The organism is Streptomyces sp. NPDC027663 (assembly GCF_055566415.1).
The window spans coordinates 165,525-178,993 of record NZ_JBVHSK010000010.1; the positions used below are offsets into that span (position 1 = coordinate 165,525).

Below are 13,469 nucleotides of genomic sequence, written 5' to 3' on the forward strand. Positions count from 1 at the left end.
GCCGGCCGCGGGGGCGCACGGCCGGTCACACGGGCAGGAGCCGGGGCGCCGGCCGGTCCGCTCCACCCTCGTCCAGCTCCAGTACCCACACCTCGTTCTCGCCCTCGCGCAGCACCGGGCCCGGCACGTACAGGGACCGCTGGGGGCCCACCGACCAGTAGCGGCCCAGGCCGAACCCGTTGATCCAGACGAAGCCGCGCGTGTGGCCCGGCAGCTCCAGACGGGCGTCCCCGGCCCCGCGGACCGTGACCGTGCCCCGGTACAGGCCCGGCTCGCTCCTCCCGGGCAGCGCACCGAACGGCACCGCCTCCACACCGCCGGTGAACGCGTCCAGGTCCAGCCCACGCGCGCGTACACCGTGCAGGTACTGCCGTTCGTGCAGGACGCCGCCCGTGATGCCCTTCGCCTCGCCGAACCGCGGCCCGTAGTTCACCCGCCCCAGGGACTCCACCCACAGCTCCACGCGCGCGGGACCCGCGACGGGCTCCTTCAGCCGCGGCTCCTCCTCGGTGAGCACCCCGGCCCGCCGGCCGTCGACGTACACCACCGCGAGGTCCCGCAGCCCGCGCACGGTCAGCGGGTAGGGCCGCCGCGGGCCCGGCACGTCGACCTCGTAGCGGACCAGGCCCCGGGTGACGCCCAGCTCCTCGAAGGAGGGCGGCACGGGTGCGACCGTCCCGGCGCCGCCGAGTGTCTCCAGGACGTCGGACAGCGGTGCCCAGTCCGTGAGCGTGACCTCGGCCGCGGCGCCCAGCGCGGCCGGCTGCGCAGGCAGGCCGGGCAGCGGGCCGGGCAGGCACTCGGCCAGCACCTCGCGGAAGCGCCAGAACTTCTCGGTGGGGCGGCCGTACTCGTCCACGGGCGCGTCGTAGTCGTACGAGGTCACGTCCGGCTCCAGCGGACCCTCGTGCAGCTCGCCGCCGCCCCGGTTGGCACCCGCCCAGCCCCCGAAACTCGTGCCGCCGTGCGCCATGTAGAGGTTCACCGAGGCCCCGCACCCGAGGATCTCCCGCAGCGCCCCGGCGGCCTCGGCAGGGTCCCGTACGACGTGCTCGCCGGCCCAGTGGTCGAACCAGCCGCACCAGAACTCCATGCACATCAGCGGGCCTTCGGGCCGGTGCCGGCGCAGCGCCCCGAAGGCCTCGCGCGCGTGGGAGCCGAAGTTCACCGTGGCGAGCACCCCGGGCAGCGAGCCCCCCGTCAGCATGTGGTCCTCGGGGCCGTCCGAGGTGCACAGTGCAGCCGTGACCCCCTCGGCGCGCAACAGCCCGGCCAGCTCCCGCAGATGGCCGGCGTCACTGCCGTAGCTGCCGTACTCGTTCTCCACCTGGACCATGACCACCGGACCGCCGCGGTCCATCTGGCGGGGCACGATCTCGGGCAGCAGCCGGCGAAACCAGTTCCGGACGTGGAACATGTAGCGCTCGTCGGACGTACGCGCGCGTGTGCCCGTCTCACCGGTCAGCCACGCCGGCAGGCCGCCGTTCTCCCACTCGGCGCAGATGTAGGGCCCCGGCCGCACGATCGCCCACAAGCCCGCCTCGCGGACCGCGTCCAGGAACCGGCCGACCGCCCGTACGTCCCGGTAGGTCCCCGGCCGCGGCTGGTGCAGGTTCCACGGGACGTACGTCTCCACACAGTTCAGGCCCATCGCCCGCAGCATCGCCAGCCGGTGGCCCCACTGCGCCTCGTGCACCCGGAAGTAGTGCAGCGCGCCGGACAGCAGCCGTACCGGCCGCCCGTCCAGCAGGAAGCCGGATTCCCCCACCGAGAACTCGCTCATGCGCCCCAGCGTCACCCCTTCCGGTGATCGGCACCATGGACGAAGATCGGCGCTGCTTGGACAAAAGTTCCGCGCACCGGTCCGGGCGCACGGCCCGTACACCGGTCTGTGCGCCTGGAGCGAGCGCACAGCCGGTGCGCATGGTCCGTGCGTGCGGTCCGTGCGTGCGGTCCGTGCGTGCGGTCCGTGCGTGCGTCCGTGACGGCCCGCCGACGCCGGGGAGGAGCACCGATGTACCAGACCTGGATGCGGTTCTTCAGCCCCGGCCCCGCCCACCACCGCCTCGGCCTGGTCTGCCTCGGTGTCGGACTGCAGCACGGCGCGCTGCCCACGGTCGGCCCGCGCACCCTCGACCACCACGTGGCCGTCGTGATCAGCTCCGGCGGAGGCTGGTACCGGGGCGCCGACGGCCGCCGCACGACCGTCACCGCCCCCACGCTGCTGTGGCTCACCCCCGGCGTGCCCCACCACTACGCACCCGACCCGGACACCGGCTGGGACGAGGGCTTCGTCGACTTCGCCGGGCCCGCCACGGCGGCCTACACCGAGCTCGGCTACATCGAGCCCGAGCGGCCCGTCGTCCCGCTCGCCGACGCCTCCGGCCCCCGCACGGTCGTCGCCCGCATCGCCCGGGCCGCCCGCCAAGGCAACCCTCTGCTGGAGGTGGAGACCGGCGCCGCCGTCCACGAACTCCTCGTCACCCTGCGCCGAGCCCGCGCCGACCTCGCCCCCGACGGCGACCAGGTGCTCCAGGCGCTGGCCCGGGACGCCTGCACGCCGATGAGCGTCGCCGACCACGCCGCCCGGCACGGGATGACCACCGCCGAGCTGCGCGGCGCGGTCCGCCGGGCCGCCGGGTGCAGCCCCAAGGACTACCTCCTCGGCATCCGCCTCACCCGCGCCAAGGAGCTGCTCGCCGCCACCGAGCTGCCCGTCGCGGCCGTCGCCCGCCGCGTCGGCTACGACGACCCCGCCTACTTCTCCCGGCTGTTCACCCGGCGTGTGGGTCTGGCCCCGGTGCGCTTCCGCGCCCAGCAGGGCCACAGCGTCCCCGGCGGCTGGAGCGAGCGCGTCCCGGACCCGGGCGATCCGCCGATGATCCAGTCCCCGGACACCCCGTGAGACAGAGCCCGCGCAGCGCATAGGGTTGACGGTCATGACCACCAGCAACCCCGGCACCGGCTCCGTGGACCCCGAGGTCCGCCAGGAACTGGAGCGGCTGCGCGACAGCATCGACAACATCGACGCGGCCGTCGTCCACATGCTCGCCGAACGCTTCAAATGCACCCAGCAGGTCGGCCGGCTCAAGGCACTGCACCAGCTGCCGCCCGCCGACCCGGCCCGCGAGTCCCGGCAGATCGACCGGCTGCGCAGCCTCGCCGAGAACGCCAAGCTCGACCCGGCGTTCGCGGAGAAGTTCCTCAATTTCATCATCGCCGAGGTGATCCGGCACCACGAGCGGATCGCCGGGGACACCCACAACGGACAGCCCGCGCAGCAGGACTGACCACGAGCGTGCAGGGACAAAAGCCGTATACCGGCCCACCCCTGTGCGCTGTCGGTCCCATCAGGCAGCATGGCCTGCATGTCCGTACTCACGCGCGACGAAGCGCAGCTCCGAGCACAGTTCCTCGACGTCCACCGCTACACGGTCGAACTGGACCTCACGACCGGTGACGAGACCTTCGACTCCCGTACCGTGATCCGGTTCACCGCCCGGACCGACGGGGACACGTTCGTCGAGCTGAAGCCCGTCCAGCTGCGCACGGTCACGCTCGACGGACAGCCGCTCGACCCCGAGTCGCTGCAGGAGGACCGCCTGCCGCTGAAGAACCTCACCGCCGGCGAGCACGAGCTGCGCGTCGACGCGGTCATGCGCTACTCCCGCACCGGCGAGGGCATGCACCGCTTCACCGACCCCAGCGACGGTGAGACGTACGTCTACACGCAGATGTTCATGGACGACGTCCAGCGCATCTTCGCCGCCTTCGACCAGCCCGACCTCAAGGCCGTCTTCGAGGTCTCGGTCAAGGCACCCGAGGGCTGGACCGTCCTCGCCAACGGCGTCACCGGGCACCGCGGCGACGGCCTCTGGCAGGCCGCGCCCACCCCGCCGATCTCCACCTACCTCGTCGCCGTCGCCGCCGGCCCCTGGCACTCGGTGCGCACCGAGCACTGCGGACTGCCCTTCGGCATCCACTGCCGCCGCTCCCTCGCGCCCCACCTCGACGCCGACGCCGACGAGATCCTCGACGTCACGCGCGCGTGTTTCGACCGCTACCACGAGAAGTTCGAGGAGCCGTACCCCTTCGACTCCTACGACCAGGCATTCGTCCCCGAGTTCAACGCGGGCGCCATGGAGAACCCGGGCCTGGTCACCTTCCGCGACGAGTTCATCTACCGCTCCGCCGTCACCGACACCGAGCGGCAGACCCGCGCCATGGTCATCGCGCACGAGATGGCCCACATGTGGTTCGGCGACCTCGTCACCCTCAAGTGGTGGGACGACATCTGGCTGAACGAGTCCTTCGCCGAGTACATGGGCTACCAGACCACCGCCGAGGCCACCCGGTTCACCGACCCGTGGACCGAGTTCGGCGTCACCCGCAAGTCCTGGGGCTACGACGCCGACCAGCGGCCCACCACCCACCCGGTCGCCCCCGAGAACGTCGACGACACGGCCTCCGCCCTGCTCAACTTCGACGGCATCTCCTACGCCAAGGGCGCCTCCGCCCTGCGCCAGCTGGCCGTATGGCTCGGCGAGAAGGACTTCCTCGCCGGCATCAACACCCACTTCGCGCGGCACAAGTTCGGCAACGCCACCCTCGCCGACTTCATCGACTCCCTCGCCTCCGCCACCGACCGCGACGTGCACGCCTGGGCCGACAGCTGGCTGAGCACCACCGGCGTCGACACCCTCACCCCGGTCGTCACCTCCGCCGACGGCACCTGCACGCTGACCGCCGGCCACGCGGGCAGCCGCCCGCACCGCCTGAGCGCCGGGCTGTACGACCACGACGTCGCCGACGAGGGCCGGCTGGTACTGCGCGAGCGCGTCTCCCTCGACGTCCCCCAGGCCGCCCCGCAGCCCATCGGCAAGCGCCCCGCGCTCGTCCTGCTCAACGACGGCGACCTCACCTACGCCAAGATCCGCTTCGACGCCGGCTCCTTCGAGACGCTGCGCACCGGTCTGTCCGGCCTGCCCGACCCGCTCACCCGCGCGGTCGTCTGGAACGCCCTCAGGGACGCCGTCCGCGACGGCGAACTCCCGCCCGCCGCCTACCTGGAGACGGCCCGCGCCCACCTGCCCCACGAGACCGACCTGGCCGTCGCCGAGGGCGTCCTCGCCTTCGCCGCCGGCCAGATCACCGACCAGTACCTCACGCCGCAGGACCGCCCGGCCGCCCTGGCCACCCTCGCCTCCCTCTGCCGCGACCTGCTGCGGCGCACCGAGGACGGTGAGCACCCCGGCCTGCGGCTGATCGCCGTACGGCACCTGATCGGCGTCTCCGCCCACCCGGAGACCATCGCCGCCTGGCTCGCCGACGGCACGGTCCCCGGCGGTCCGGAACTCGACCCCGAGCTGCGCTGGCGCATCCTCGCCCGGCTCGCCGTGCTCGGCGCCACCGACGAGGCCGCCATCGCCGCCGAGCTGGAGCGCGACCCGAGCGCCACCGGCCAGGAGGGCGCCGCCCGCTGCCGCGCCGCCCTGCCCGGCCCGGAGGCCAAGCGCGCGGCCTGGGAGGCGATGTTCGCCCGCGACGACCTGTCCAACTACCTCTTCACGGCCACCGCACAGGGCTTCTGGCAGCCCGAACAGGCCGAGCAGGTACGGCAGTACGTGCCGCGTTTCTACGAGGACGCGGTCGCCGTCGCCGCCCGCCGCGGCCCCGCCATCGCGGTCGCCGCCGGCCGCTGGTGCTTCCCGGCCCACGCCGTCGACGCCGAGCACGTGCAGCTCGGCGAGGCCTGTCTGCGCGACGCCGAACTCACCCCGGCCCTGCGCCGCACCCTCGCCGACCGGCTGGACGACCTGTCCCGCGCCCTCAAGGTGCGCGACGGGCAGGCCGAACGGGCGGCGGTTCAGCCGGCGTAGGACCGATGACGTAGGGCGCGGCTGGTCCCTGCCGACGATGCGCGGGGCCGGCCGCCGTTCCTAGGCTCGGACGGTCAACGACCAGCCCAAGCCCTCGGAGGCAGCACCGTGATCGTAGTGACCGGCGCGACCGGCAACGTCGGCCGTGCCCTCGTCGACCGTCTCCTCGCCGCGGGACAGCCCGTCCGGGCACTGACCCGCGACCCGCAGCGGGCCGCGCTGCCCGGCCAGGCGGAGGTCGTCCGGTTCCGGACGGACGATCCGGCCGCCCTCTTCGGCGGGGCGACGAAGCTCTTCCTGTACGCCCTGCCCGGCGCCGCCCCGCTGCTGGAGGCGGCCCGCGCACACGGGGTACGGCACGTCGTCCTGCTCTCCAGCGGCATCGTCCAGGAGGGCGCCGACGAGACCCACCCCATCCACGTCATGCACGCCGGCGTCGAGCGGGAGATCCGCGACAGCGGGCTTCCCTGGACGTTCCTGCGGCCCAACGCCTTCGCCACCAACGCGCTGCACTGGGCGCCCCAGATCCGCACGGGCGACACCGTGCGGGGCGTCTTCGCGGACGGGCTCTCCGCCCCCATCCACGAGGACGACATCGCGGCCGTCGCCGAGCGCGTCCTGCTCGACGACGGGCACGAGAACGCCGTGCACCGGCTCACCGGCCCCGAGGCGACCAGCAACGCCGACCAGGTCGCGGCGATCGGCGCCGCGCTCGGCAGGAAGCTGACGTTCGTGGAGGCGGACCCGGCCGAGGCCGGCCCGGAGCTGTTCCCGGACCTGCCGCCGCCCCTGCGCGACCGGCTGCTGCAGAGCTTCGGGGAGACCGTCGGCGTACCCCCGGAGATCACCGGCACGGTGGAGAAGCTGACCGGCACCCCGGCCCGCACCTTCGCCGAGTGGGCCCGCGACCACGCCGGGGACTTCCGGGCGTAGCCGGCAGCAGCTGATCCACTCCTGTCCCAACAGCCCCGCGCGATACGGCAGTACACACTTTCGGGTTCTGTTCGCCGGGCTTTCGGGACACAGGGCTCTCTTCCGGTACAAGCTGGAAGTCCACCCACAAGCCGGATGCCCCGGGCCCGGAAGCCCGTCGGGCGGTCCCGTGCCCGGAGGAGAGCCCATGAGCATGCCGCCCCTCGCCTCGGGCCCCGGCGGCCCCGACACCCTGCGGCCCCTCCTGGACACCGTGCTCGACGCGCTCACGGCCGGCGCCGCCCGGCGTGGCGGACCACTGCCCGCCGGCGGCCCGGACGGCGTCGCCGCGCGCGTCGCCGACGCCCTCGGGGACGTCCTGCCGGACACCGGCGATCCGGACGCCCTGCACACCCTCGTCCAGCTCCTGGCCGAGGGCGCCGCCGACCCAGCCGACCCGCTGTGCGCAGCTCATCTGCACTGTCCGCCGCTCGCCGTGGCCACCGCCGCCGACCTCGCCGTGAGCGCCCTCAACCCCTCCCTGGACTCCTGGGACCAGGCCCCGGCCGCCTCCGCCCTCGAGGCCGCCGTCGCCCGCACCCTCGCCCGCACGGCCGGCCTCGCCGACGCCCTCGTCACCACCGGCGGCACGGAGTCCAACCAGCTCGCCCTGCTCCTCGCCCGCGAGGCCCACGGCGGCTCCGTCCAACTGGTCTGCGGCGCGAGCGCCCACCACTCCCTGCCGCGTGCCGCCTGGCTGCTCGGCCTGCCCGAGCCGGTCGTCATCCCCGCGCCGAACGGCACCCTCGACCCGGCCGCCCTGCACGGGGCCCTCACCGCGCTCTCCGGCCCGCTGCTGGTCGCCGCCACCGCCGGCACCACCGACGCCGGCCTCATCGACCCGCTGCCCGAGATCGCCGGCCTGTGCACCGCCCACGGCGCCCGGCTGCACATCGACGCGGCCTACGGCGGAGGCCTCCTCTTCAGCGACCGCCACCGCGACCGGCTCGCCGGCCTGGAAGCCGCCCACACCGTCACCCTCGACCTGCACAAGCTCGGGTGGCAGCCGGTCGCCGCCGGTCTCCTCGCCGTCGCCCGCCCCCACGAACTCGCCACCCTGCACCAGCGCGCCGACTACCTGAACGCCGACGACGACACCGAGGCCGGCCTCCCCGACCTGCTCGGCCGCTCCCTGCGCACGACCCGCCGCCCCGACATCCTGAAGATCGCCGTCACCCTGAAGACGCTGGGCCGCAGCGGCCTAGGCACCCTGGTCGACCAGGTCTGCGCCCGGGCCCGCGAGTTCGCCGCACTGGTGCAGGAACACCCCGGCCTCGAACTCCATGACCGGCCCGCCATCAGCACCGTCCTGTTCCGGCCCGCCGACGCGGACGACACCGCCGTGGCCGCCGTACGCCGCAGACTGCTGCAGGAGGGCCGGGCCGTGCTCGGCCGCGCCCGGACCGACGGCCGCCTCTGGCTCAAGGCCACCTTCCTCAACCCCCACACGCGGCCGGACGACCTGGCCCACCTGCTCAAACTCGTCGAAGGAAGCACCCCCGCATGACCCACCCCCCACGCCACGAGCCCGCGTCCCCGCGCGACCTGGTCGGCATCGGCATCGGCCCCTGCAACCTCTCCCTCGCCGCACTCGCCCACCCGCTCGCCGAACTCGACGCCGTCTTCTACGAACAGCGCCCCGGCTTCGACTGGCATCCCGGGCTGCTCATCGAGGGCGCCACCATCCAGGTGCCGTACCTCGCCGACCTGGTGACCCTCGCCGACCCCACCAGCCCCTGGAGCTTCCTCAACTACCTCCGGACCCGCGAACGGCTCTTCCCCTTCTACTTCGCCGAGCGCTTCCACATCCAGCGCGCCGAGTACGACGCCTACTGCCGCTGGGTCGCGGAGGCACTGCCCGGACTGCGCTTCCGCCACCAGGTCGACGCCGTCCGCTGGAACCCCGAACGGGACGTCTTCGAGGTCGACCACACCCAGCTCGACGCCGAGGGCGAAGCCGAGTCCCTCGGCCGTACCTACACCCGCAACATCGTCCTCGGCATCGGCACCGCCCCCTACGTGCCCGACCCGCTCCAGCCCCTGGTCGACGCGCCCGGTGTGCCCGTCATCCACGCCGCTGACTACCTCGACCACCGCGACTCCGTCCTCGCCGCCGGGCACGTCACCGTCGTCGGCTCAGGGCAGTCCGGCGCCGAGGTCTTCCTCGACCTGCTCCGGCACCGCCCGCCCGGCCAGGAGAAGCTGCACTGGATCGGCCGCACCGAGGCGTTCGCACCGATGGAGTACTCCAGACTGGGCCTCGAACACTTCACGCCCGACTACACGCGGTACTTCCACGCCCTCGCCGAACCCGTGCGGGACCGGCTGGTCGCCGCCCAGTGGCAACTGCACAAGGGCATCGGCGCCGGCACCCTCGCCGCCATCCACGACGAGCTGTACCGGCGCACCGTGAACGGCGGCTGGCCCGACGCCGTCCTCACCCCGGGCGTCCGCGTCCGCACGGCCGGCCGGATCGCCACCACCAGGATCGAGCTGCACCTGGAGCACCTGCAGCAGGACAGCCGCTCCCGGCTGACCACCGACGCCGTCGTCCTTGCCACCGGCTACCGCGAACGCCCCCTGGGCCGCCTCCTCGCCGGACTCGACCCCTACGTCCGCCGGGACAGCAGCGAACGCCTGCGCATCGACGAGGAGTTCCGGCTCGTCCTCGACCCCTCGGTCACCGGCTCCGTCCACGTCCAGAACGCCGAGCTGCACACACACGGCGTCGGCGCCCCGGACCTGGGTCTGGCCGCCTGGCGCAGCGCGACCATCCTCAACGCGCTCACCGGCAAGGAGCCGTACCCGCTCCCGTCCCGGACCGCCTTCACCTCGTTCGGACTGGAGCCTGCGGCCGGGGTGCCGCAGACCAGGCAGCCGAAGCGGCTCACTCCGCTCGTCGAGGGAAGGTAGCGGGCGTCCTAGAACACCGGCGTGCCGTTGCGCGTGAGCTTCCAGTCCCCCGACGCGAAGTCCTTCGGGTCCAGCACACCCTTCGCGGTCACCCACTCCGCGATCCGGGTGCGGATCTCCGTCGACTCCGACCACAGTTCCTTGGCGGTGGCGACGTGCGGGAAGGCACCGCCGCCGTTGGCACGGTAGTTGTTCACCGCGAGCACGAACTGCCGGGCGTCGTCCAGCGGAGCCCCGCCGTAGGTGAGGTTCTTGATCCGCGACCCGGCCGGCTGGGCGATGTCGATGTCGTACACCATGCCCGAGACGTAGTCGTAGTTGTAGTCCGGCCGGTTGCCCGCGTTCGTCAGCTTGTCCACGTCGACCGCCGCACCGGCGGCCGTCTGGACGTAGTACTCCGCCGAGTACTCCAGGTACGCCCGCACCTGAGCGCCCGTCAGCAGCTTGGCGACCAGCGTGTTGTCGTACACGTACAGGCTCGACAGGTCCCGGATGGTGACGTCGCCGGCCGGGATCTCGGAAGTACGGGAGAACGGCGACGCCTGCGCGATCACCGGCAGCGAGGCGTACTCGGTACCGGCCAGCGCAGCCTTGACCACGTCCTCCTGGACCTTGGTGATCAGGTCGATGATCGGCGCGTCCTTGTAGCGGGCGTCGACGGTCGTCAGGGTCTCGGTCGCCCGGCCCACGACCTGGTTGACGTACGCCACGACCTTCTTGTGCTCGTCGGTCAGCAGCTTGGTGATCTTCGGGTCGTCGGCGACGGTGTTGGAGTTGCGCAGCGAGGCGGAGACCGACTCGACCTCCCAGCGGCCCTTGCCGAACACCAGCTCGATGTCGAAGAGGGTGAGCCGCTCGGCGTAGCACAGCGGCTCGGACAGCACGACGGTCCTGCCGGTCTTCTCGTTGACGACCTTCAGCTCCGGGATCTCCACGTGCGCGTGGCCGACCAGGATGGCGTCGATGCCGGGCACCTGCCTGGCCACGTTGGCCGCCGCGTTCTCCACGTGGGGCACCTGGTCGCCGTACGACGACGTGCCGGACGTACCCGAGTGCGCCGAGACGACGACCACGTCGGCGCCCATCGACTTCAGCTTCGGCACCCACTTGGCGGCCTGCTCCTCCAGCCCCGGGAACGCCAGCTTGCCCTGCACGTAGGCCTTGTCCCAGATCGCGATGCCCGGGTTGGTCAGGCCGAGGACGGCCACCTTGACCGGCTTGGCACCCGGCACGTGGAAGGTCTTCATGAAGTACGGCGGGAAGGCCGGCCGCAGCGTCTTCGCGTCCACGGCGTTGGCGCCGAGCAGCGGGAAGTCGAGCTGGTCCTCGAACTTGCGGAGCGTCTCGATGCCGTAGTTGAACTCGTGGTTGCCGAGCGCCGCCGCGTCGTACCCGATCGCGTTCATGGCCTGCGCCATCGGGTGCACCGGACCGCCCTTGGCGGTGATCGGGTCGACCTTGGCGTAGTAGTAGGTCAGCGGGGTGCCCTGGATGGTGTCACCGGCGTCCAGCAGCAGGGTGTTGCAGTGGCCCTTCTCCTCGCGCACCTGGTTGACCAGGGTGGAGATTCGGGCGAGGCCCATGGCGTTGCCCGCCTTGTCGGCGTACTCCGCGTTCTTGAAGTAGTCCCAGTTGAAGACGTGGCCGTGCAGGTCCGTGGTGCCCATGACGGTCAGGGAGTACCGCTTCACGGGGTGCCCCGGGTGCTTGCCCTCCGCCGCCTCGGCCGCCGGAGCCGCCGCCGCTCCGGCGATCGCCACCCCCGCTCCGGTGGCGGCGGACTTCTTCAGGAACTTCCGGCGGTTCAACGGCATCTTCAGGTCTCCTTGGCGCATGGTCAACGACGCGCGTAGATTCTGACCTGAACATGACCTCCGGCGACAGGTACGGAAGGTTGCGATCTGGTGACCATCGCTCATAGGAGCGGACCGTCGCACAATTCAACACTTGTCAATAACCCTTTGCCCAAAGTCTGTTGAGTAGTCATACGGCGCCAATTGTCTACCCGCCGGTAAGCCATAGGCTCGACTCATGCGCCGAGCAAAGATCGTCTGCACTCTGGGGCCCGCCACCGACTCGTACGACCAGATCAAGGCACTGGTCGAGGCCGGAATGGACGTCGCCCGCTTCAACCTCAGCCACGGCACCCACGCCGAGCACGAGGAGCGATATCAGCGCGTACGAAAGGCCGCCGACGAAACCGGCCGCAGCGTCGGAATCCTCGCCGACCTTCAGGGCCCGAAGATCCGCCTCGCCCGCTTCGGCGAAGGACCCGTACTCCTTGAACGCGGCGACACCTTCTGCATCACCGTGGAAGAAGGTGTCGAGGGCGACCGCCACCAGTGCGGCACCACCTACGCCGGCCTCGCCGCCGACGTCACCCCCGGCGAACGCATCCTCGTGGACGACGGCAAAGTCTGCCTGGAAGTCACCACCGTCGACGGCCCCCGCGTGCACACCCGCGTGGTCGAGGGCGGCATGGTCTCCGACCACAAAGGGCTCAACCTGCCCGGCGTCGCCGTCTCCGTCCCCGCCCTCTCCAAGAAGGACGAGGACGACCTGCGCTGGGCGCTGCGCACCGGCTTCGACGTGATCGCCCTCTCCTTCGTCCGCAGCGGCGACGACGCCGCGGACGTGCACCGGATCATGGACGACGAGGGCCGCCGCCTCCCCGTGATCGCCAAGATCGAGAAACCGCAGGCCGTGGCCAACCTCGACGGCATCGTGGCCGACTTCGACGGACTCATGGTGGCCCGCGGAGACCTCGGCGTCGAAATGCCGCTGGAACAGGTCCCGATCGTCCAGAAGCGCGCCGTCAAACTCGCCAAGCGCAACGCCAAACCGGTGATCGTCGCCACCCAGATGCTCGACTCGATGATCGAGAACTCGCGCCCCACCCGCGCCGAGGCCTCCGACGTCGCCAACGCGGTCCTGGACGGCACCGACGCCGTGATGCTCTCCGGAGAAACCAGCGTCGGCAAATACCCGGTCGAGACCGTACGCACCATGGCGAAGATCGTCACCGCGGCCGAGGAAGACATGCTGGCCAAGGGCCTGCCCCCGCTCACCGAGCGGAACAAACCCCGCACCCAGGGCGGCGCGGTCGCCCGGGCCGCCGCCGAGATGGGCGACTTCCTCGGCGCGAAGTTCCTGGTGGCGTTCACCCAGTCGGGCGACACCGCCCGCCGCCTCTCCCGCTACCGCTCCCCGATCCCGCTGCTCGCCTTCACCCCCGAGCCGGCCACCCGCTCCCAGCTCAGCCTCACCTGGGGCGCCGAGACCTTCCTCGGACCGCACGTCGGCTCCACCGACGCGATGGTCGACCAGGTGGACGAGCTGCTGCTGAAGTACGGCCGCTGCCGGAAGGGTGATGTCGTGGTGATCACGGCCGGCTCCCCGCCCGGCGTCTCCGGCTCGACCAACATGGTCCGCGTCCACCACATCGGCGAGGACGACAGCCCGAAGTAACGGCAGGACCCCTCCAGCACTTACGCTTGCCGCCGGCGTTCGAGGGCGATGGGCTGCTCGTGCTTCTTGCCGGGGCCGCGGCGACGCGCAGCAAAAAAGCGGAGAATCACGCGAACGTGGGTCTCCGCTTCGGGGCCCGACCATGGAAACGTAGGAAAGTGCCCCGGGTGGGATTCGAACCCACACTGAATACCTTTTGAGGGTATCGTCTCTGCCGATTGGACTACCGGAGCTCCT

Annotated in this window: 9 protein-coding genes and 1 tRNA gene; 7 read left to right on the top strand and 3 right to left on the bottom strand. The window is 71.9% G+C overall.

The genetic code is table 11. From position 1 onward, the window contains the following. Positions 1-25: 25 nt before the first annotated feature. Positions 26-1,783, bottom strand: a complete 1,758-nt coding sequence (locus tag ACZ4SF_RS25410; RefSeq protein ID WP_468388371.1) for a glycoside hydrolase family 35 protein — start codon at positions 1,781-1,783, stop codon at positions 26-28. 231 nt (positions 1,784-2,014) lie between these two features. Here ACZ4SF_RS25410 and ACZ4SF_RS25415 point away from each other — a divergent pair, with 231 nt between their 5' ends. The 6 genes from ACZ4SF_RS25415 (at position 2,015) to ACZ4SF_RS25440 (ending at position 9,764) form a co-directional block, all read left to right on the top strand. Then, positions 2,015-2,905 (top strand): helix-turn-helix domain-containing protein, encoded by an 891-nt coding sequence (locus tag ACZ4SF_RS25415; RefSeq protein WP_468388373.1) that lies wholly within the window; start codon positions 2,015-2,017, stop codon positions 2,903-2,905. A gap of 34 nt (positions 2,906-2,939) precedes the next feature. Beyond that, positions 2,940-3,290, top strand: a complete 351-nt coding sequence (locus ACZ4SF_RS25420; protein WP_468388375.1) for a chorismate mutase — start codon at positions 2,940-2,942, stop codon at positions 3,288-3,290. 78 nt (positions 3,291-3,368) lie between these two features. Next, positions 3,369-5,879, top strand: coding sequence for an aminopeptidase N (pepN, locus tag ACZ4SF_RS25425; protein ID WP_468388377.1), 2,511 nt, complete (start codon positions 3,369-3,371; stop codon positions 5,877-5,879). A 108-nt stretch (positions 5,880-5,987) separates the two neighbouring features. Beyond that, a complete protein-coding gene (locus tag ACZ4SF_RS25430) occupies positions 5,988-6,812 on the top strand; it encodes an NAD(P)H-binding protein (protein ID WP_468388379.1) in 825 nt (274 codons plus the stop codon). 187 nt (positions 6,813-6,999) lie between these two features. Further along, positions 7,000-8,358 carry a pyridoxal phosphate-dependent decarboxylase family protein gene (locus ACZ4SF_RS25435; RefSeq protein WP_468388381.1) on the top strand — a complete coding sequence of 453 codons (1,359 nt, stop codon included), beginning with the start codon at positions 7,000-7,002 and terminating at the stop codon, positions 8,356-8,358. Next, positions 8,355-9,764: a lysine N(6)-hydroxylase/L-ornithine N(5)-oxygenase family protein gene (locus tag ACZ4SF_RS25440; protein WP_468388383.1), complete on the top strand. Its 1,410-nt coding sequence runs from the start codon at positions 8,355-8,357 to the stop codon at positions 9,762-9,764. The genes ACZ4SF_RS25435 and ACZ4SF_RS25440 overlap by 4 nt, the downstream gene beginning before the upstream one ends. A gap of 8 nt (positions 9,765-9,772) precedes the next feature. Here ACZ4SF_RS25440 and ACZ4SF_RS25445 read toward each other — a convergent pair whose 3' ends face one another. Then, entirely contained in the window at positions 9,773-11,578 is a 1,806-nt protein-coding gene (locus ACZ4SF_RS25445) for a bifunctional metallophosphatase/5'-nucleotidase (protein WP_468388385.1), read from the bottom strand. Positions 11,579-11,795: 217 nt separating this feature from the next. Here ACZ4SF_RS25445 and pyk point away from each other — a divergent pair, with 217 nt between their 5' ends. Next, the gene (gene pyk, locus ACZ4SF_RS25450; protein WP_468388387.1) at positions 11,796-13,232 is read left to right on the top strand and encodes a pyruvate kinase; all 1,437 of its coding nucleotides are present in this window, start codon (positions 11,796-11,798) and stop codon (positions 13,230-13,232) included. A gap of 159 nt (positions 13,233-13,391) precedes the next feature. Here pyk and ACZ4SF_RS25455 read toward each other — a convergent pair. Beyond that, positions 13,392-13,465 (bottom strand) — tRNA-Leu (locus tag ACZ4SF_RS25455). Positions 13,466-13,469: the final 4 nt, after the last annotated feature.

Excerpts from the sequence above, each read along its gene's own strand:
- ACZ4SF_RS25410 (WP_468388371.1), bottom strand. The coding sequence starts at position 1,783 with ATGAGCGAGTTCTCGGTGGGGGAATCCGGCTTCCTGCTGGACGGGCGG.
- ACZ4SF_RS25415 (WP_468388373.1), top strand. The coding sequence starts at position 2,015 with ATGTACCAGACCTGGATGCGGTTCTTCAGCCCCGGCCCCGCCCACCAC.
- ACZ4SF_RS25420 (WP_468388375.1), top strand. The coding sequence starts at position 2,940 with ATGACCACCAGCAACCCCGGCACCGGCTCCGTGGACCCCGAGGTCCGC.
- pepN (WP_468388377.1), top strand. The coding sequence starts at position 3,369 with ATGTCCGTACTCACGCGCGACGAAGCGCAGCTCCGAGCACAGTTCCTC.
- ACZ4SF_RS25435 (WP_468388381.1), top strand. The coding sequence starts at position 7,000 with ATGAGCATGCCGCCCCTCGCCTCGGGCCCCGGCGGCCCCGACACCCTG.
- ACZ4SF_RS25440 (WP_468388383.1), top strand. The coding sequence starts at position 8,355 with ATGACCCACCCCCCACGCCACGAGCCCGCGTCCCCGCGCGACCTGGTC.
- ACZ4SF_RS25445 (WP_468388385.1), bottom strand. The coding sequence starts at position 11,578 with ATGCCGTTGAACCGCCGGAAGTTCCTGAAGAAGTCCGCCGCCACCGGA.
- pyk (WP_468388387.1), top strand. The coding sequence starts at position 11,796 with ATGCGCCGAGCAAAGATCGTCTGCACTCTGGGGCCCGCCACCGACTCG.